Origin of the sequence: Streptomyces incanus (assembly GCF_042656345.1) — a bacterium.
Lineage (GTDB): Bacteria > Actinomycetota > Actinomycetes > Streptomycetales > Streptomycetaceae > Streptomyces > Streptomyces incanus.
The window spans coordinates 85,686-103,949 of sequence record NZ_JBHSPC010000015.1 but is presented as its reverse complement, the minus strand read 5'-3'; the positions used below and the strand labels follow the sequence as shown (position 1 = coordinate 103,949).

The 18,264-nt window shown below is 73.1% G+C and carries 15 protein-coding genes and 3 pseudogenes; 10 read left to right on the top strand and 8 right to left on the bottom strand.

The window, feature by feature from the left end; genetic code table 11:
* Window positions 1–169: 169 nt before the first annotated feature.
* A complete protein-coding gene (locus ACFP2V_RS06310) occupies window positions 170–379 on the bottom strand; it encodes a DUF397 domain-containing protein (protein WP_381206681.1) in 210 nt (69 codons plus the stop codon).
* Window positions 376–1,253, bottom strand: a pseudogene (locus ACFP2V_RS06305) (helix-turn-helix domain-containing protein). Before ACFP2V_RS06305 ends, ACFP2V_RS06310 begins: the two are co-directional and overlap by 4 nt.
* Window positions 1,254–1,414: 161 nt before the next feature.
* Here ACFP2V_RS06305 and ACFP2V_RS06300 point away from each other — a divergent pair.
* Window positions 1,415–1,599: pseudogene (locus tag ACFP2V_RS06300) on the top strand (ATP-binding protein); the annotation flags it as partial.
* Here ACFP2V_RS06300 and ACFP2V_RS06295 read toward each other — a convergent pair.
* Window positions 1,552–1,851: pseudogene (locus tag ACFP2V_RS06295) on the bottom strand (transposase); the annotation flags it as partial. The pseudogenes ACFP2V_RS06300 and ACFP2V_RS06295 sit on opposite strands and share 48 nt — an antisense overlap.
* 254 nt (window positions 1,852–2,105) lie before the next feature.
* Window positions 2,106–3,041 (bottom strand): DUF3027 domain-containing protein, encoded by a 936-nt coding sequence (locus ACFP2V_RS06290; RefSeq protein WP_381206679.1) that lies wholly within the window; start codon window positions 3,039–3,041, stop codon window positions 2,106–2,108.
* A 396-nt stretch (window positions 3,042–3,437) separates the two neighbouring features.
* On the opposite strand from ACFP2V_RS06290, the gene ACFP2V_RS06285 reads away from it, so the two are divergent.
* The 4 genes from ACFP2V_RS06285 to ACFP2V_RS06270 all read left to right on the top strand — a co-directional run bounded on the left by ACFP2V_RS06285 (window position 3,438) and on the right by ACFP2V_RS06270 (window position 7,316).
* A complete protein-coding gene (locus tag ACFP2V_RS06285) occupies window positions 3,438–4,886 on the top strand; it encodes an MFS transporter (protein WP_381206676.1) in 1,449 nt (482 codons plus the stop codon).
* A gap of 171 nt (window positions 4,887–5,057) precedes the next feature.
* Window positions 5,058–5,555, top strand: a complete 498-nt coding sequence (locus tag ACFP2V_RS06280) for a DUF2771 domain-containing protein (protein WP_381206673.1) — start codon at window positions 5,058–5,060, stop codon at window positions 5,553–5,555.
* Between the two features lie 92 nt (window positions 5,556–5,647).
* Entirely contained in the window at window positions 5,648–6,343 is a 696-nt protein-coding gene (locus ACFP2V_RS06275) for a futalosine hydrolase (RefSeq protein WP_381206670.1), read from the top strand.
* Window positions 6,333–7,316 (top strand): 1,4-dihydroxy-6-naphthoate synthase, encoded by a 984-nt coding sequence (locus ACFP2V_RS06270; protein ID WP_381206667.1) that lies wholly within the window; start codon window positions 6,333–6,335, stop codon window positions 7,314–7,316. Before ACFP2V_RS06275 ends, ACFP2V_RS06270 begins: the two co-directional genes overlap by 11 nt.
* A 10-nt stretch (window positions 7,317–7,326) precedes the next feature.
* Here the strand turns inward: ACFP2V_RS06270 and ACFP2V_RS06265 are convergent, their stop codons facing one another.
* Window positions 7,327–7,710 (bottom strand): cold-shock protein, encoded by a 384-nt coding sequence (locus tag ACFP2V_RS06265; RefSeq protein ID WP_381206664.1) that lies wholly within the window; start codon window positions 7,708–7,710, stop codon window positions 7,327–7,329.
* Between the two features lie 165 nt (window positions 7,711–7,875).
* Between ACFP2V_RS06265 and ACFP2V_RS06260 the strand changes: the two genes are divergently transcribed.
* The gene (locus ACFP2V_RS06260) at window positions 7,876–8,127 is read left to right on the top strand and encodes a hypothetical protein (RefSeq protein WP_381206661.1); all 252 of its coding nucleotides are present in this window, start codon (window positions 7,876–7,878) and stop codon (window positions 8,125–8,127) included.
* 20 nt (window positions 8,128–8,147) lie between these two features.
* On the opposite strand, the gene ACFP2V_RS06255 is transcribed toward ACFP2V_RS06260, so the two are convergent.
* Window positions 8,148–8,774, bottom strand: coding sequence for an HAD family hydrolase (locus ACFP2V_RS06255; protein ID WP_381206658.1), 627 nt, complete (start codon window positions 8,772–8,774; stop codon window positions 8,148–8,150).
* 54 nt (window positions 8,775–8,828) lie between these two features.
* Complete coding sequence (locus tag ACFP2V_RS06250; RefSeq protein ID WP_381206655.1) at window positions 8,829–9,962, bottom strand: hypothetical protein; 1,134 nt, start codon at window positions 9,960–9,962, stop codon at window positions 8,829–8,831.
* Window positions 9,963–10,081: 119 nt separating this feature from the next.
* Here ACFP2V_RS06250 and ACFP2V_RS06245 point away from each other — a divergent pair, with 119 nt between their 5' ends.
* From ACFP2V_RS06245 to ACFP2V_RS06235, 3 genes are all read left to right on the top strand, one after another.
* On the top strand, window positions 10,082–12,730 hold the full coding sequence (locus ACFP2V_RS06245; protein ID WP_381206652.1) for a helicase-associated domain-containing protein: 2,649 nt from the start codon (window positions 10,082–10,084) through the stop codon (window positions 12,728–12,730).
* Window positions 12,731–12,774: 44 nt separating this feature from the next.
* On the top strand, window positions 12,775–13,149 hold the full coding sequence (locus tag ACFP2V_RS06240) for an iron chaperone (RefSeq protein ID WP_381206649.1): 375 nt from the start codon (window positions 12,775–12,777) through the stop codon (window positions 13,147–13,149).
* Window positions 13,150–13,308: 159 nt separating this feature from the next.
* Window positions 13,309–14,952, top strand: coding sequence for a DNA repair helicase XPB (locus ACFP2V_RS06235; RefSeq protein ID WP_381206646.1), 1,644 nt, complete (start codon window positions 13,309–13,311; stop codon window positions 14,950–14,952).
* Window positions 14,953–15,488: 536 nt separating this feature from the next.
* Here ACFP2V_RS06235 and ACFP2V_RS06230 read toward each other — a convergent pair.
* On the bottom strand, window positions 15,489–15,692 hold the full coding sequence (locus tag ACFP2V_RS06230) for a hypothetical protein (protein ID WP_381206643.1): 204 nt from the start codon (window positions 15,690–15,692) through the stop codon (window positions 15,489–15,491).
* Window positions 15,693–16,173: 481 nt separating this feature from the next.
* Here ACFP2V_RS06230 and ACFP2V_RS06225 point away from each other — a divergent pair, with 481 nt between their 5' ends.
* Complete coding sequence (locus tag ACFP2V_RS06225; protein WP_381207529.1) at window positions 16,174–18,243, top strand: HelD family protein; 2,070 nt, start codon at window positions 16,174–16,176, stop codon at window positions 18,241–18,243.
* Window positions 18,244–18,264: the final 21 nt, after the last annotated feature.

The following is an 18,264-nucleotide window of genomic DNA, read 5'->3' as shown; positions in this document are numbered from 1 at the left end:
GCGCGCACCCTTCCTCCTCTCTCTCGCCCACCAAGGCCCACGGTTCGGAAGGGACGGCGTGGGGGCACTGCCGACGGGTCCGGTGGTCATCGTGGATTCCCCGGACGCCGAGGAACCCGACCAGTTGGCCCGTCTGCTGCTGGAGTAGCAGGCGGACCGGACAGGGCACTCAGCCCTCGGACGCGTACGGGACGAAACTCGCCCACGCGTCCGGGGCGAAGGTGAGGCGGGGGCCCGCGGTGTCCTTGGAGTCGCGGACGTGGATGGTGCCGGGGCCGGTGGCGATCTCGACACAGGACTCGCCGTTGGTGCCACCGCTGTGGCCACTCTTGAACCACGCCGGTTCGAAGGTGTCCCCGGCGGAAGCCTTGCGCATCATGTCTCTCCCAGCAGTTCCTCGATGAAGGCGAACGACTCCCGAGGCGGGAGGGCCTGCGCTCGGATGGTGCCGTATTGCAGCTCCAGGATGCGGAGCTGCTCGGGGTCGGAGACCGGCCGCCCATCGAACAGGCCGTCTGCACGCCCTACTGCCGTGCCATCCGGGAACTTCAGCAGCTCGATCCTGCCGTCCAAGCCGGGGTGTGCTTCTGTGTTCGTCGGCATGACTCGAAGTGCGACGTGGTTCAACCGCCCCACCTCCAGCAGGTGTTCGAGTTGCCGTCGCCACACCATTGTGTCCGCGATCTGTCGACGCAGCGGTGCCTCTTCCACCACGAAGTGGAGGGAAGGAGCAGGGTCTCGTTCGACGACCGACTGCCTGGCCGACCGAGCAGCCACCATGCGTTCCACATCGTCAGGTGAGTACGGCGGTTGTGCCGCCTTGATCAGGGTCCGTACGTGTTCCGGCGTCTGCAACAGCCCCGGGATGATGTTGCACTCGTACACCCCGATCTCGACCGCCCTGCCCTCCGGCTTCCCCAGCTCCCGCACCTTCCTCGGGTACCGGACCTTCTTCACGTCCTCCCAGGCCGCCGAGATGAGCCCGCCCGCGTCCAGGACCTCGTCGCCCTTGTCCAGGAACTCCTGGCGAGGGATCCGCTTGCCGCCCTCGATCTTGTAGACCATGCCCTCGCCGTACCCGAGCACCCTCCCGAACTCGACGGCCCGCATCCCCACCGCCTCGCGCCGCAGCTTCAACCGCCGTCCGACGGTCGTGATGACCGCGGCGCCCCCTCGGCGCCCGGATCGACCTCCCAACCCGGTTCGTCCGCCTCGCCCTTGAGCCGACCCGCCTCCGCCTCGACCGCCGTCATGCCGCACCTCTCCCTCGAAACCGTCCGTGACGCACCTGGGGAGCCTTACCCGTACCAACCGTCGGCACAGCCTCGACAGCACCGGACAACCACCGGACAGTGACCGCATCCACACACTGGGTCACCCCTCACGGTACGCAGATACCGCCACCCTGAGTGACGTGAACCAGAAAACCGTCGAACCCGCGATCCCCGTCCACAACTTCAGCGTGCAGGTCTCCCCCACACCTCGCGGTGCCCGCCTCGCCGCCTGCTCGGAGCGGAACAACTCCGCTCCTGGGGACTACCGCTGGATCCCGCCCGCCAGATCATCGCGGAGCCGGCCGTCAACCTGCTCGAGCCGGGCGAAGAGGCCGAGCCGGGTCCACTCGTCGCGGCGGTGGCGGATGGTGGTCGCCGAGCAGGTCGTGTCGGCGATCGCCTGATAGGAGCAGCCGAACCGCAGGAGTTGCAGCAGCTTGTCGAAGATGATCCGGTCGCTGATGCGGGGCCGGTGGCAACCCAGTGGGTGGGACGGATCGACCGTCGGGTGCTCGGGCAGCAGGGCAGCGAATTGGTCCCGGAGCGGGTCGGTCAGCCATGACGGCAGCACGGGCACAGGTTCCCCCAGTGATCACAGAGCGTCACAGTTCCATGATCACGGAGACCTGTGCCCGCCTCGCTGCCCGGGTACCCCGCCCCGCCTCTCTGCGCGGGCTCCAAGGAGGCTCACCCCACGCCCGAGCGGGCACCGGACGCTCCGCGGGCCGCTCTCTCCGTCGTCACCTCCGGGCGACTGACGGAGAGGCAGCGGATGAAGGACGTTGCCTTCGCCGAGGCCGTCGAGGGGCGATCCCCGCGGGGGGACTCCCCCTACGAGTGCCCCAGTTCCGCCGATGCCTCGTCCTCCGTCGCCGGGACCGAACCGGAGTCCGGGGCCGGCCGCAGCGGGAACGGGTCGACGCGGGTCTCGTCGATGACCGGGGCCGGGGGCTGGGGCGGCTTCGGCATGACGGCGGCCTCGGAGTGGCCGCCGCAGCCGTAGGAGAGGGAGACCACGCGGCCGTCGGCCGGGGCGAACTCGTTGGCGCAGACACCGAAGGCCTGGCCCAGGGAGCCGCCGATGGGGGCGAGGAAGCCGCAGCTCACACAGTGCGCGGGGGCGGCCTGCGCCATCGGGGTCTTGGCGCCGAACGCCTCCTCCCAGCGGTCGGCGGCGATGTGCAGGCCGTAGCGGGACAGGACGCGGGCGCGGCGCATGCCGAGTTCCTCGGCGACCGACGCGATCGAGCCGCGGGCGGGTGCGATCGTCAGGTCGGCCGGGGCGACCCCGGCGACCTCGGCGTCCTCCGCCTCGGCCAGCTCGGCGAGTTCCCCGGTGACCGAGGCGACCGTGGAGTTCGGGGCCGGCTCGTCCTCGCCGGAGTAGCCGGGCTCCAGGCGCAGGTCCTCGGCGTCGGTGGGCAGCAGGTCGCCGGGGCCCATGTCGCCGGGGCGCAGCCGCTCGCTCCACGGCACCCACTCCGGTGCGAGCAGCGCGTCGGGGCCGGGCAGCAGGACCGCCTCGTCCACCGTGACGATCTTGGCGCGGGAGGCGCGGGTGACCGTGACGGCCCAGCGCCAGCCGCGGTAGCCGAACTCACGGCATGCGAAGAAGTGGGTGACGACCCGGTCGCCCTCGGACAGGAGTCCCTCGTGCTCTCCGACGACCCCGGGCGCGGCGGCCTCCTCGGCGGCGGCACGGGCGAGGTCGACCGCCTCGGCGCACAGACGGTCGGGGGTGCGGCTTCGCGTTGTCGCTGCGCTCACAGGTATCGCTTCTCTCCTACGCCGTCTCACGGGTGCGCCACTCCCAGCGCGGGGGCGAACGGAGCGGACCGGAGGACCGCGTCGACGTCCGCGCCGATTCGTGCTCGGGCGCGCCTCCATCCATTCTGCGGGATGGCTGAGATATGCACGCTACCTTCTCGCGTGCGTATGGCCTACACCGACGGTAGTTCTCGGGCCACCGCGTGCCGGAATCCGCCCGGTCCACGTCACCTCGCAACAGCCGTCACACCCGTACCGCACCGGTGTGCCGGGTACCCGGCAGGGCGGTCGGCAGTCACCGTACCGGTGCGGTGTTCCGCCGGACAGCGGCACGCGTCGGTGCCGTCGCCACCGTTGGGGCACTACGTACCGCCATATCGGGGCACTATGAACGTCGTGGCTACCGCGAGGACACCCCAGGGCGTCACCGGGACCGGTGGTGCGAACGGGGTCAAGGTGAAGGGCCCGAAAAAGGGCCGACGCGTCGGGACGGGCCGGACGGGCAGTCCGCTCCGTGCGCTCGGGCGCGGCCTGCGCCTGCCGGTGACCGGGACCGCGCGCGGAATCCGCCGGGCCACCCACGCGCAAGGCGCCGGCGAGTCCGGGCTCGGCAAACTGATCGAACTGCACGGGGTGAACGGCGCCGGCGACGTCATGATCACCGTCGCGCTCGCGTCCACCGTCTTCTTCTCCGTGCCGACGGACGAGGCCCGCGGCCGGGTCGCCCTCTACCTCGCCATCACGATGGCCCCGTTCACGCTCCTGGCCCCGGTGGTCGGCCCGCTCCTCGACCGCCTCCCGCACGGTCGCCGGGCCGCGATGGCGGGCGCGATGCTCGCCCGCGCGATCCTCGCCCTGGTGCTGTCCGGGGCCGTCGTCACCGGCAGCATCCAGCTGTATCCGGCCGCCCTCGGCGTGCTGGTCTCCTCGAAGGCGTACGGGGTGGTCAGAAGCGCCGTCGTGCCCCGGCTGCTGCCACCCGCGTTCTCCCTGGTGAAGGCCAACTCGCGGGTCACCCTCGGCGGGCTGCTGGCCACCGGCATCGCGGCCCCGATCGGCGCGGGACTCCACCAGATCGGGCCGCGCTGGCCGCTGTACGGGGCATTCGTCCTGTTCGTGACGGGGACGGTGCTGTCGTTCACGCTGCCGTCGAAGGTGGACTCCGCGAAGGGTGAGGCCACGGCGCTGCTCGCGGCGGACGAGACGCATCTGCACGGCCCGCACCTCAAGCCGGTCAAGCGGCCCGGCCTGCGCACGGTCGGCCCGGCCGTCACCCACGCGCTGGCCGCCAACGCGTCCATCCGCTGTCTGACCGGATTCCTGATCTTCTTCCTCGCGTTCCTGCTGCGCGGGCATCCGATGACCGGGCAGAGCGCCGCCGTGTCCCTGGGCATAGTGGGTGTGGCGGCGGGCATGGGCAACGCGCTCGGTACGGCCGTCGGGGCGTCGCTGAGATCCCGGGCGCCGGAGATCATCATCGTGGCGGTGGTCGCCTGTGTGGCCGCCACGGCGATCACCGCGGCGGCGCTGTTCGGGGCGGTCGTGATCGCCTGTCTGGCCGCGGTCGCCGGGTTCGCGCAGGCGCTGGCCAAACTGTCCCTGGACGCGCTGATCCAGCGGGACGTGCCCGAAACGGTCCGTACGTCGGCGTTCGCGCGCTCCGAGACCCTGCTCCAGGTGTCGTGGGTGCTCGGCGGGGCGATCGGCATCGCGATGCCGCTGATCGGGTCGCTGGGCCTGGCGGTGGGCGCCGCGATCGTCGCCACGGGCTGGCTGACCACCGTGCGCGGCCTGATCGGCTCGGCCCGGCAGGGAAGAGGCGCCGGGCGCGCTCGCGTGGCGTGAGCCCGTCCGCCGTACGGCGGAGTGTTCCGTACGGCGGAGTGTTCCGTGCGGCGGAGTGTTCCGTGCGGCGGAGTGTTCCGTGCGGCGTCCGCGCGCGAGTGGCGTAACGCTCCGGCCACGCCGTACCCCCACGTGGGGAGCGGGCGGGGCGCGCCCGATAGCCTTCCGTCCATGACCACGTTGCCTCGCGGCGCAGCCGCTCCGAGTGCCCGCGCCGTGCGACGCCGCCGCGCCGTCGCCACCGTCGGCGCCGTATCCGCCGGACTGCTCGTCCTGTCGGCCTGCAACAAGCCGACGGCGATCTCCACCCTCACCGTCGGCAGCTCCTCGGTGAACTCCGAGGCGACCTGCGGTGGCCACGGCGAGGCGCTGAAGGCCGCCGAGGTCACCAAGTGCCTGCAGGACAAGGGCGTCAAGGAGATCACGGTCGACCCGGACGAGACCGTGCGCTTCGGCGTCGACCCGGAGATCGCCGACAAGGGCTGGACGATCCTGATGAACGGCCAGCCGCTGACCGACTCCAGCACCAAGACGTACCGCACCATCCCCGGCAGCGTGTTCTTCAACGCCCAGTACGGCGCCCGGGGCAACTCGACCCTGGTGTCGGTCAAGGAGGGCGAGAGCAACGCCACGGGCCTGTGGAACTTCCGGCTGAAGAAGGACGCCTGATCAACCCGAGGAGCGGCTCGAGCGGCCCCGGTACCTCCGCCGGCCCCGCGTACCCCGCCCGTACGGGGCTGAGGGCCCGGGGCGGCATCCTCGTGGCCACCGCGGTCCCCGCCGAGCGGGACGCGGTGGCCAGGGCGTTCCCGGGGGCCTCGCACGAGGTCGCCCTGCCGGGAGTGACCGTGGTCGAGATCGCCGACGGTCCCGACGTGCTCGCCGCCGGTGTCGGTCCGGCCCTCGCCGCCGCCTCCACGGCCACCGCCCTGACCGCCGCCGCCCTGACCGGCCGCTCCTACGACCTCGTCGTCTCGGCCGGGATCGCCGGCGGTTTCGCGCCCCACGCGCCCGTCGGCTCGCTCGTCGTCGCCGACGAGATCACCGCTGCCGACCTGGGCGCCGGGACGGCGGACGGTTTCCTGCCGGTGACCGCCCTCGGCTTCGGCACCGTCACCCACCTGCCCCCCACCGCCCTGGTCCGGGACGCGGCCGCCGCGACCGGCGCGCTCACCGGCGCCGTCCTCACCGTGTCGACGGTGACCGGCACCGCGGCCCGCGCCGCGCACCTCGGCGACCTGCACCCCCGCGCGCTCGCCGAGGCCATGGAGGGCTTCGGGGTCGCCGAGGCCGCCGCCGCGCACGGTGTGCCCGTGCTGGAGATCCGGGCGGTGTCGAACCCCGTCGGCCCGCGCGACCGCGATGCGTGGCGCATCGGCGACGCCCTGACGGCCCTCACCGAGGGCTTCGGGAAGCTCGCGCCCGTCCTGGAGAGTTGGAACCGGCATGACCAGTGAATCCCGTAAGCCCCACGAGCCCCACGAGCCCAGCCAGTCCGGCGGGGACGGCGAGTACGGCGAGTACGGCGAGCAGCAGTCCGCGACCGGTGATCGGCCGCTGGGCATCGCGTACTCCCCCTGCCCGAACGACACCTTCGTCTTCGACGCCCTCGCGCACGGCCGTGTCCCCGGCGCGCCCGCCCTCGACGTCACCTTCGCCGACATCGACATCACCAACGGCATGGCCGAGCGCGGCGAGTTCGACGTGCTGAAGGTGTCGTACGCGGCCCTCCCCTACGTCCTCGACGAGTACGCCCTGCTGCCCTGCGGAGGCGCGCTCGGCCGCGGCTGCGGCCCGCTGGTGCTGACGCGGGGCGAGGGGCGTGAGGGTACCTCCCCGCTCGAGCGGGGCCGAGAGCCCGGGGGACTGAGCGGCGGTACGGTCGCGGTGCCGAGCGAGAAGTCGACGGCGTACCTGCTCTTCCGCCTCTGGGCGGCGGACACCCTGCCCGGCGGGATCGGCGAGATCGTCGTCATGCCGTTCCACGAGATCATGCCGGCCGTGCGGGACGGGAAGGTCGACGCGGGACTCGTGATCCACGAGGCGCGCTTCACGTATCAGAACTACGGGCTGCACCGGCTCGCCGACATGGGCGAGCACTGGGAGCGGACCACCGGGCTGCCGATCCCGCTCGGCGCGATCATCGCCAAGCGGTCCCTCGGCCCGAAGACCCTGACCCTGCTCGCCGACGCGGTCCGCACCTCCGTACGGGCCGCCTGGGACGACCCCGAGGCGGCGCGTCCGTACGTCATGGAGCACGCCCAGGAGATGGACCCGGCCGTCGCCGACCAGCACATCGGGCTGTACGTCAACGAGTTCACCGCCGACCTCGGCGAGGACGGCTACGCGGCGGTACGGGGCCTGTTGACGCGCGCGGCGGCCGAGGGACTGGTACCGCCCCTCGGCCCGGACGCGCTGCGGTTCCCGTGACGGGGTGCTCTCACACGTCCAACTGGTCGGCGACGGCGCGCAGAAGGCCGGCGATCTGCTTCCCGGAGGCGCGCTCCGGGTAGCGGCCCTTCTCCAGCATCGGCGTGATGTTCTCCAGCAGGGTCGTCAGGTCCTGGACGATGGAGGCCAGCTCGTCGGGCTTCTTGCGCTGGGCCGCCGCGACCGACGGGGTCGGGTCGATGACGGTCAGGGACAGGGCCTGATCACCGCGCTGCCCGGCGACCACGCCGAACTCGACGCGCTGGCCCGGCTTCAGCGTCTCGAGTCCGGCGGGGAGGACCGAGGAATGGACGAAGACGTCGCCGCCGTCGTCGCGGGAGAGAAAGCCGAAGCCCTTCTCATTGTTGAACCACTTGACTTTGCCGGTAGGCACGTCTGTCCTCGTCCTCGTACTCGTCGGAAAACTGCTTCTGAAAACGGCTCTTGATAGCGCTCGGGCGGGTCCCGGTGACCCGCCGTCACCAAGGCTAGTGGTCTTCGAGCAGGTGACAAGACTGTCGCCGGGTTGTTCCCTCGGGCCAGGAACTACCCTGGTCGGGTGGCTGACAAAACCCAAGCGAATTCCCCGGCTCCCGGAGACGGTCTGGTCCGTGCCGGCGGCATCGTGTTCATCATCGGAGCTGTGGCCACTCTGGTCACGGTGGCCCCGTTGTTCCTCGGAATCGAGGCGTTTCCGACGTACATGTTCGTACTGAGCATGCTCATGGGCGTCGGATTCCTGATGGCCGGCGCGGGCGTGCTGCGCTCGGCCGCGGCGGGACGCCGTCGGGCGCGTACCGCCGGGGAGTGACCCGGCTTGCCCCCGTCGGCCTAGTCGTTCACGTAGCCCGAGAGCCAGCGGGGGAATTCCGTCAGGTCGGCGAGGACCACGTCCGCGCCCGCCTCCCGCAGCTCCGCGGGGTCGCAGGGGCCGGTGGCGACGGCGACGGACAGCGCGTCGGCGGTCCGCGCGCCGCGTACGTCGCCCACGTGGTCGCCGACGTACACGCCCGCGCCGTGCTCGCGCAGCGCCAGCGCCTTCTGCTCGGCCCACAGGTCGCCGATCACGGCGTCCGGTTCGATACCGAGGTGGGCCAGGTGCAGCTTGGCGTTCGGCTCGTACTTCGCGGTGACGACGATGGCGCGCCCGCCCGCCTCGCGTACGGCGGACATGGCCTCGCGGGCGCCGGGCAGCGCGGGCGTGGCGGCGATGGCGAACGTCGGGTACATCGCCCGGTACAGGTCGGCCACCTCGTCGATCCGCTCGGCCGGGAACCAGTTGGCCAGCTCGTCCGCGAGGGGCGGCCCCAGCCGGGTGACGGCGAGATCGGCGTCGATGTACGTCCCGGTCCGCTCGGAGAGTGCCTGGTAGCAGGCGCGGATGCCGGGCCGGGAGTCTATGAGCGTCATGTCGAGGTCGAAGCCGACGGTGGGCGCAAGCGTGGTCGTGGAGGCCATACCCGCCATTGTGCCCAGTGCACGCAAACAACAGGCCGCGGGCGTACGCGCCCCTCAGCGGGGCCGCTGGGAACGCCAGGTCAGGAACAGGGCCGAGGCGACGGCCGCGGCCCGGACCACCCAGGGCCAGGTCTCGGAAACGGCGTCGTTCATGGTGCCGTCGGCGACGGGGGCGCCCCAGCGCCCCTCGGTCCTGCCCCAGAGCCAGACGGCTCCGCCCGCGAGCGCGAGACCGGGCAGGACGACGACCGCCCACTTGATCTCGGCCTGGGTGAGGCGGCGGGAGGCGTAGACGATGACCCAGCCGAGGAGCAGGGCGAACCAGTTGCCGAGCACGGCGCCCACGACCAGCAGGCCCGCGGCGACCAGGAGCAGGGGGTTGCTCCAGCCGCCGGACGGCAGGCGTGGGAGCAGGCGCCGGGAAGCGGAGCCGCTCTTCCCGGCCCCGGCCTCGACGGCGGCGGGGGCCCCTTCGGCCTGCGGGGCGGTTCGCGCACCGGGTACGGACGCCCCGGGTGCCTTCCCGCCCGGCCCGCCGGCGCCCTCGGCGTCCTTCGCTTCCTTGGACGGCGGGGCCTTGAGCAGTTCGGGGATCTCCACGCCGCCGATGAAGCCGGGCACCGAGTCGCCGACGCCGAAGGGGCTGCTGTCCACCCGCCACCAGTCGGGCTGGTCGGCGCTGTCGCCGAGTTCGTCCGTACCGGCCTGGTGCGGTGCGGACGGTCCGTCGGGGGCGGAGGGTGCGGCAGGGGTGGCGTTCGGGTCCCCGGCCTGGCGGGGGCGGGGGACGACGCGGCGCAGGACGTTCTTCGCCCGCTGGGCGCGGTCGCCGGCCCGCTGGGCGGGGACGGCGGCGGTCGCGGGCCCGGGTTTGCCCAGGGTGGCGCCCCCGTCCTCCTCCGCCCCCCAAGCCATCCCCTCGGTGCCGAAGGAGCCGGAAGTGCCGGTGGAGCCGGAGGTGCCGGAGGAGGCCGCCGTCACGATCTCGTCCGGGGTGCCCATGCGGGAGATGATGCGGCGCACGGCGGCCGGGGAATCGACGACGGTCTTCGCCCGGCGCCGGTCGATCTCGTCCCGCAGCCGGGCGACCAGACGCATACGGGTCGCCGACGGCAGCTGCCGCTGCTGGGCCACGTCGCCGACGCGGCTCAGATACTCGTAGACGACCTGGTCACTCTCGATACCCACGAAGTCCCCTCCGGGGCGGATGCGTTGGCGGACGACGTCGGACGACGGTACCGCGACTGCGGCCGCCCGGCCCAACTCCACGCACCCCACCGGAGCACCCACCCGCTACGGTGATGCGGATGAGCACCGAGGAGAAGCCCGCGGCGGCCCCCCGATCCCTCGCGGAGGCGCTCCGGGGACGGGACGACGCCGAGCTTGCCGCGCTCCTGCGCAGCCGGCCGGATCTCGTCACGCCCGTGCCCGCCGACCTCACGCAGCTGGCCACCCGGGCCGGCACCCGCGCCTCGGTCGTCCGCGCCCTGGACCGGCTGGACCGGTTCACGCTGCAGACCGCGCAGGCGCTGGCCGTGGCGGCGGATCCGGCGCCGTACGACGAGCTGCTCGGGCTGCTGGCGGGCGACGAGGGCGACCGGGCGGTGTCCGCCGCGCTGCCGGGCGCCGTGCGGACGTTGCGCGAGCAGGCGCTGGTGTGGGGTGACGACGACCGGCTGCGGCTGGTCCGCACGGCCCGTGAGCTGCTCTCCCCTTCCCCGCAGCATCCCTCGCCCACGGGCCTCGGCCCGACCGTGCGGGAGGCGACGGCCGGGATGTCCCCGGGCCGGATCCAGGAGATCGTCACGACGGTGGGGCTGCCCTCCACGCACGACTCGGTCTCCGCCGTGGCGGAGCTGACCGGGCTGTTCACGGACCGGGAGCGGATGGCGGCACTGCTGGACGAGGTGCCGTTCGAGTCACTGGATGTGCTGGAGCGGCTGCTCTGGGGGCCGCCCTACGGTCAGGTCACCGCCGATCCGGCGACCCGGCTGCGCCGGCTGCTGGACCGGGGGCTGCTGTTGCCGATCGCGCCCGGGACGGTCGTCCTGCCGCGGGAGGTGGCGCTGCATCTGCGCGGCGGGCGGGCGCACCGGACGGTGGAGCCGGTGCCGCCGCCGGTCGAGGCCGCGGCCACGCACCGTCCACCGGTGGTGGACGCGACGGCGGCCGGGCAGGCGTACGCGGCGCTGGCGACCGTCGAGGAGCTGCTGAAGGACTGGGACGAGGGCGGTCCGGCGGTGCTGCGGTCCGGCGGGCTGAGCGTGCGGGACCTGAAGCGGACCGCCGTCGCCCTGGACGTGACCGAGCCGGTCGCCGCGTTCTGGGTCGAACTGGCCCATGTGGCCGGTCTGCTGGCCTCCGACGGTGGTGGGGGCACCTCCCACGCCCTTAAGGCAGTGGGGGACGACGAGCGGTACGCGGCGACCCCGGCGTACGACACCTGGCGGGAGCGGCCCGCCGCCGAGCGCTGGACGACGCTGGCCGCGGCGTGGCTGACGGCGACCCGGACGCCGGGACTGGTCGGAGGGCGGGACGCGAAGGACCACACCCTGTCGGCACTGGGTCCGGGGCTCGACCGGTCGGCGGCGCCCGAGGTGCGGCGCCGGGTGCTGGAGCTGCTCGCGGGGCTGCCGGAGGGGGCGGCGCCGGACGTCGGGTCGGTGACGGAGCGGCTGCGGTGGGAGCGGCCGCCGCGCTCGGCGGGCGGTGCCGCCGGTTCCGGTTCCACGGGCTCGGGCGGGGACGGAGGCGGGGGCGACGATCTGCGCTCGCGGCTCGCCCGGTGGACGCTGACCGAGGCCGAGATGCTGGGCGTCACCGGCCGCGGCGCGCTGTCCGCGCACGGCCGGGCCCTGCTCGNNCCCGAGCGGACGGACCGGGTGCCGGAGTCGACGGGGCCGGGCGACCGGCTCCCCGTCCACCACCGGCCGGCCGTCCCGCATCCGGGCTCCCCCGCCCCACCCTCTCCCGCCCTCACCCCCGCCGAGCAGGCCGCCGCGTCCGCCGTCGCCGCCCGGCTGCTCGCCCCGCAGCTGCCCGAGCCACTGGACCACGTCCTGCTCCAGGCCGACCTGACGGCGGTCGCGCCCGGCCCGCTCCAGCGGCCCCTCGCGGACATGCTGGGGGTGCTGGCGGACGTGGAGTCGAAGGGCGGGGCGACCGTCTACCGGTTCACGCCGGGCTCGGTACGCCGTGCCCTGGACGCCGGCCGGGCCGCCGCCGACCTGCACGCCTTCCTCGCCGCGCACTCCCGCACTCCGGTGCCGCAGCCACTGGCGTATCTGATCGACGACGTGGCCCGCAGGCACGGGCATCTGCGGGTGGGCGCGGCCTCCGCGTACGTACGCTGCGACGACGACGCGGTGCTGAACGAGATCCTCGCCGACAAGCGGGCCGTGGGACTGGGCCTGCGCAGGCTCGCGCCGACGGTGCTGGCCGCGCAGGCCGATCCGGCCGGCCTGCTGGAGGGGCTGCGCCGGATGGGGTTCGCGCCGGCCGCCGAGTCCGCCGAGGGCGATGTCCTGATCACCCGCGCCGACGCCCGTCGCACCCCGCCGCGCGCGGCACCCGAGCCGGTCCCGGAGGGGCCGCCGGTGCCCGACGACACGCTGCTCAGCGCGGCGATCCGCGCCGTCCGTGCCGGTGACCTCGCCTCGACCGCCCCGCGCAAGGCCAAGGCCGGGGAGGCGGACGGTGCCGGGGCGGGGAGCGGGGAGCTGCCGCGCACCGGGCCCGCCGAGACCCTCGCCACCCTGCAGGCCGCCGTCCTCACCGGCGAGACGCTGTGGATCGGCTACGTGAACGCGGAGGGCGCCGCCAGCCAGCGTGTCATCGCCCCGGTCCGCGTCGAGGGCGGCTTCGTCACGGCGTACGACCACACGGCCGACGAGGTGCGGACGTACCCGCTGCACCGGATCACCGGGGTCGCGGAACTGGCGGACGACGAGGGCTGAGCGGGCTCCGCCGTCCGGGTGGCCTTCCCGCGTACGCTGCACTCATGGTGCAGAGCACGGCGGCGGACGTCGACAGCTACCTCGCCGAGGTCCCGGAGGGGCGCAGGACCGCCCTGGCCGAGCTGCGGCGGTTGTGCAGGGCGGAGCTCGAGGGCTTCGCCGAGGTGATGGCGTACGGCATGCCCGCCTACGAGCGGAACGGCACGGCCGAGATCGCCTTCGCCTCGCAGAGGCAGTACGTCTCCTTCTACCTCCTGCGAAGCGACGTCCGCGCGGCCTTCGAGGACCGGCTGGCGGGGCACGACATGGGCAAGGGCTGTCTGCGGTTCCGCAAGCCGGAGCGCGGGGGGACCATCGACTTCGACCTGGTGCGTGATCTGCTGCGCGCCACGGCGTCCGGACCGGGCACGGTCTGCTGACGGGCACGGCCCCCTGCCGGGCGCGGCCCCCTGCCGGAGCGTCGTCCGCTGTCCTTGTGGCCGCCGTCACTCCGGCCCCCAGGGGACGGGCGATCAGGCAAACTGGACGTTTGGCCGTGCTGTGCCCGTGCCGGGTCCGTCGCAGAAAGGCAACCGCGCGTGAATGGTCCGCTCATCGTCCAGTCCGACAAGACGCTTCTCCTGGAAGTCGACCACGAACAGTCCGGTGAGTGCCGTCGTGCCATCGCGCCGTTCGCCGAGCTGGAGCGGGCGCCGGAACACATCCACACCTACCGGGTGACCCCGCTCGGCCTGTGGAACGCGCGGGCCGCCGGCCACGACGCCGAGCAGGTCGTGGACGCGCTGGTGAAGTACAGCCGCTACCCGGTGCCGCACGCGCTGCTCGTCGACATCGCCGAGACGATGGACCGCTACGGCCGGCTCAGCCTGCTCAAGCACCCGGCGCACGGTCTCGTCCTCACCAGCACCGACCGGCCCGTGCTGGAGGAGGTGCTGCGCTCCAAGCGGATCGCCCCGCTGGTGGGCGCCCGCCTCGACCCGGACACCGTCGCCGTGCACCCCTCGGAGCGCGGGCAGATCAAGCAGGTGCTGCTGAAGCTGGGCTGGCCGGCCGAGGATCTCGCCGGGTACGTGGACGGCGAGGCGCACGACATCGAGCTGCGCGAGGACGGGTGGACGCTGCGCCCGTACCAGAAGCAGGCCGTGGAGAACTTCTGGCACGGCGGCTCCGGCGTGGTCGTCCTGCCCTGCGGCGCGGGCAAGACGCTGGTCGGTGCCGGTTCGATGGCGCAGGCGAAGGCGACCACGCTGATCCTGGTCACCAACACCGTCTCGGCCCGCCAGTGGAAGCACGAGCTGGTGAAGCGGACCTCGCTGACCGAGGACGAGATCGGCGAGTACAGCGGGACGCGGAAGGAGATCCGGCCCGTCACCATCGCCACCTACCAGGTGCTGACGACCCGCCGGAAGGGCGTCTACCCGCACCTGGAGCTGTTCGACTCCCGGGACTGGGGCCTGATCCTGTACGACGAGGTGCATCTGCTGCCCGCGCCCGTCTTCAAGTTCACCGCGGACCTCCAGGCCCGGCGGCGGCTGGGCCTGACGGCGACGCTGGTGCGGGAGGACGGCCGCGAGTCGGACGTGTTCTCGCTGATCGGGCCGAAGCGGTTCGACGCGCCGTGGAAGGAGATCGAGGCGCAGGGTTACATCGCGCCCGCCGACTGCGTCGAGGTCCGGGTCAACCTCACCGACTCCGAGCGGATCGCGTACGCCACCGCGGAGACGGAGGAGAAGTACCGCTTCTGCGCGACGACCGCCACCAAGCGGAAGGTCACGGAGGCGATCGTCCGGCGGTTCGCGGGGCAGCAGATCCTCGTCATCGGGCAGTACATCGACCAGCTGGACGAGCTGGGCGAGCACCTGAACGCCCCCGTGATCAAGGGCGAGACGTCGAACGCCCAGCGGGAGAAGCTGTTCGACGCGTTCCGGGAGGGCGAGATCAGCGTCCTGGTCGTGTCCAAGGTCGCGAACTTCTCGATCGACCTGCCGGAGGCCACGGTCGCCATCCAGGTGTCGGGCACCTTCGGGTCCCGGCAGGAGGAGGCCCAGCGGCTGGGCCGGGTGCTGCGCCCCAAGGCGGACGGCCACAAGGCCCACTTCTACTCCGTCGTCGCCCGCGACACCATCGACCAGGACTTCGCGGCCCACCGCCAGCGGTTCCTGGCGGAGCAGGGATACGCGTACCGGATCGTGGACGCGGACGAACTCCTCACGGAGAGCTAGCGGGGTGCCGGGGGTGCGGTCCACTCCCGGGGAAGGCGGAACACCGGTGCCCACGGTGAAGAGCGGCGGCAGCAGCGTTCTCGCTGCCGCCGAGGCGCGCAGGGCCGACCACCGGGTCCTCCACGGAAGCACCCAGGACGTGAACCGGGCGCAGAAGGTGCAGAAGGTGAGGACGCCGCCGACGGGCAGCGACCGGAGGACCACGTCCAGGGTGGTCGTCAGCTTCTGCGGACAGTCGTCGGGCCCGCACCTGTCGGTCGCCATGACGGACATCGCGCCCAGCGGGAACGCCACGGGCAGCAGGAACACCAGAAGCACGATCGCGACGGTGGGCGCCGCCCGGGCCCGGCGGTCCCGGTCGGGCGGGTGGGGCACCGCCGGCAACAGGGGCGCGAGGTGGGCTCGGCTCATGACGCCGGTCGACCCGTGTGAGGGGTGCCCGGACACGGGGGCGCGTACTCAGCCGGTACCTGTCCGCGTACTCAGCCCGCGCGACCGCGGGCGGGGCGGATGGGCCGGGAGGCTCGGGCGGGCCGTCACCTCCGGCGGACGCCCGCCTCCTCGCCGTACTCGCCGAGGACGGTGACCGAGAAGAAGCTCTCGGCGAAGACCCGGACCGCGCGCAGGGCGTTGCCGATGCGGTGCGGGGAGTGAGGAACGGAGCCGGTGGCGGTGGCACCGCGGTGCGGGGCGCCCGGCCCACGGGCCTGATTGCCTGGGGTGAAGGTCGCTGTACTCATGTGTCCAGAGTGCGCCGGATCACCCGTTCGGAGCATCGGTCGCTGGGCTCACCTTCGGATCCCGTCACGTACGCCCTGAGATGCACGGTCTCCCCTGCGAGGAGTACCCACGCCCCGGAGAGCCCTGAGGGGCGCGGAACCCCGAAGCCCGGGACGGCGGAACGGCGGGACACATTAATCGTTCGTCCCCGGCGCGGGAGCCGACTAGAATCTCCCGCTCGCCCCGGCCACTGGAACGGAAGCCGTCCGGGGCCTTCCCGCCTCCCTCGCCGGAGTGCCACCGCCCGGACGGAAACCGGACGGTCCGCCATGCCGTGATCACGCGGCATCACCGCCCGCACCAGCCGGAGGCAGACCCGTGCCCGCGCACGTCCCCGAACCCACGCCCGCCACCACAACCGCGCCCGTCACCGGCGCCGGCGCCGGCGCCGGCACCAGCACCAGCACCAGCACCAGCACCGAAAGCGACGGCGGAGGCCCCCTGGCCCGCGAGCGCTCCCACCTCTCCGCGTCCCGTACCGCCCTGCGCGCGATGCGCGAGGACGTCGAGGCCCTCGACATCCGCGACGTCACCGCGAACTGGGTCAACGCGCAGATCCTGGAGCGGCAGATCGGGGACCGGATCAAGGCCCTGGCCGACCTCAGCGACACTCCGCTGTTCTTCGGTCGCCTCGACTACCTGCACGCCCCGGGCGCCGAGGAGGCGGAGGGGGCCGAGGGCGAGCGCCCGCAGCCGGAGGCCGCTTATCAGACACTGCACATCGGGCGCCGGCATGTGCACGACGCCGGCGGCGACCCGATGGTGATCGACTGGCGTGCGCCGGTCTCGCAGCCGTTCTACCGGGCGTCCAGGAAGGACCCGATGGACGTCGCGCTGCGCCGCCGTTTCGGCTACACCGGCGGGGACCTCACGGCGTACGAGGACGAGCACCTGTCCGACCCGGCGGCAGTGACATTCTCCGGCTCCGCCGGGGCCACCGTCACGAGCAGGCTGCTCCAGCGGGAGATCGAGCGCCCGCGCGTCGGTCCGATGCGGGACATCGTCGCCACGATCCAGCCCGAGCAGGACGAGATCGTACGGTCCGGCCTGTCGGGCAGTGTCTGTGTGCAGGGAGGCCCCGGTACCGGGAAGACGGCCGTCGGCCTGCACCGGGTCGCCTACCTGCTGTACGCCCACCGCGAGCGGCTGGCCCGCACGGGCACGCTGGTCGTCGGGCCGAACCGGTCCTTCCTGCACTACATCGAGCAGGTGCTGCCCGCGCTGGGCGAGCTGGCGGTCGGGCAGGCGACGGTGGACGACCTGGTGTCCCATGTCGAGGTGCGCGGGACGGACGACGCGCGGGCCGCGCTCGTCAAGGGCGACGCGAGGATGGCCGAGGTACTGCGCCGGGCCCTCTACGCGCACGTGAGCCCGCCCACCGAACCGGTCGTCGTCGTGCGCGGCTCGCGCCGCTGGCGGGTACCGGCGTACGAACTGGAGGAACTCGTCCGCCAGTTGCTCGACCGGGACATCCGCTACGGCGCCGCCCGCGAGGCCCTGCCGCAGCGCATCGCGCACGCCGTGCTGGTGCAGATGGAGCGGGCCGGGGAGGCACCGGACGACAGGGTGCAGGACGCGGTGGCCCGCAACAGCGCGGTGAAGGCGGCGGTGAAGGCCCTCTGGCCGGCCGTCGACCCGGCGAAGCTCGTCCTGCGGCTGCTGGCGGACCCGGAGTTCCTGGCCGAGCACGCGGCCGGACTGCTCGACGAGGACGAGCGGAAGGCGATCCTCTGGGCGAAGCCGGCACGGTCGGTGAAGTCCGCGAAGTGGTCGGCGGCGGACGCGGTACTGATCGACGAGGCCACCGACCTGATCCGGCGCACCCACTCCCTGGGGCACGTGGTGCTCGACGAGGCGCAGGACCTCTCCTCCATGCAGTACCGGGCGGTGGGCCGGCGCTGCACGACCGGTTCGGCGACCGTCCTCGGCGACCTGGCCCAGGGCACCACGCCGTGGGCGACCCGAAGCTGGGAGGAGGCGCTGGGCCACCTGGGCAAGCGGGACGCGGTGGTCGAGGAGCTGACCGCCGGTTTCCGCGTCCCGACGGACGTGATCGCCTACGCCTCCCGGCTGCTCCCGCACATCGCGCCGGGTCTGGCGCCGGTGGCGTCGATCCGTGACAACCCGGGCTTCTTCGAGATCCGCCGGATCGCGGGGGCTGGTGACGTGGTGTCCGCGTGCGGCGAGTTGCTGCGCAACGAGGGCTCGGTCGGCCTGATCGCCGCCGACGCCCGGATCCCGGAGCTGGCTCAGGCCCTGGCGGACGCGGGCCTCGGTTACGTCGCGCCGGGCGAGGAGACGACGTACGACACCCGGCTCACCCTGGTCCCGGCGTCCTTGGCGAAGGGCCTGGAGTACGACTACGTGGTCCTGGACGAGCCACGCGCCGTGGTCGACGGCGAGCCCGACGAACGCACCGGCCTGCGCCGCCTGTACGTCGCCCTGACCCGCGCGGTCTCGGGCCTGCTCGTGACCCACGCGGCGCCCCTGCCGGAGCAGCTGCTGAACTGAGCCGGTCCGGCGGAACCGGTG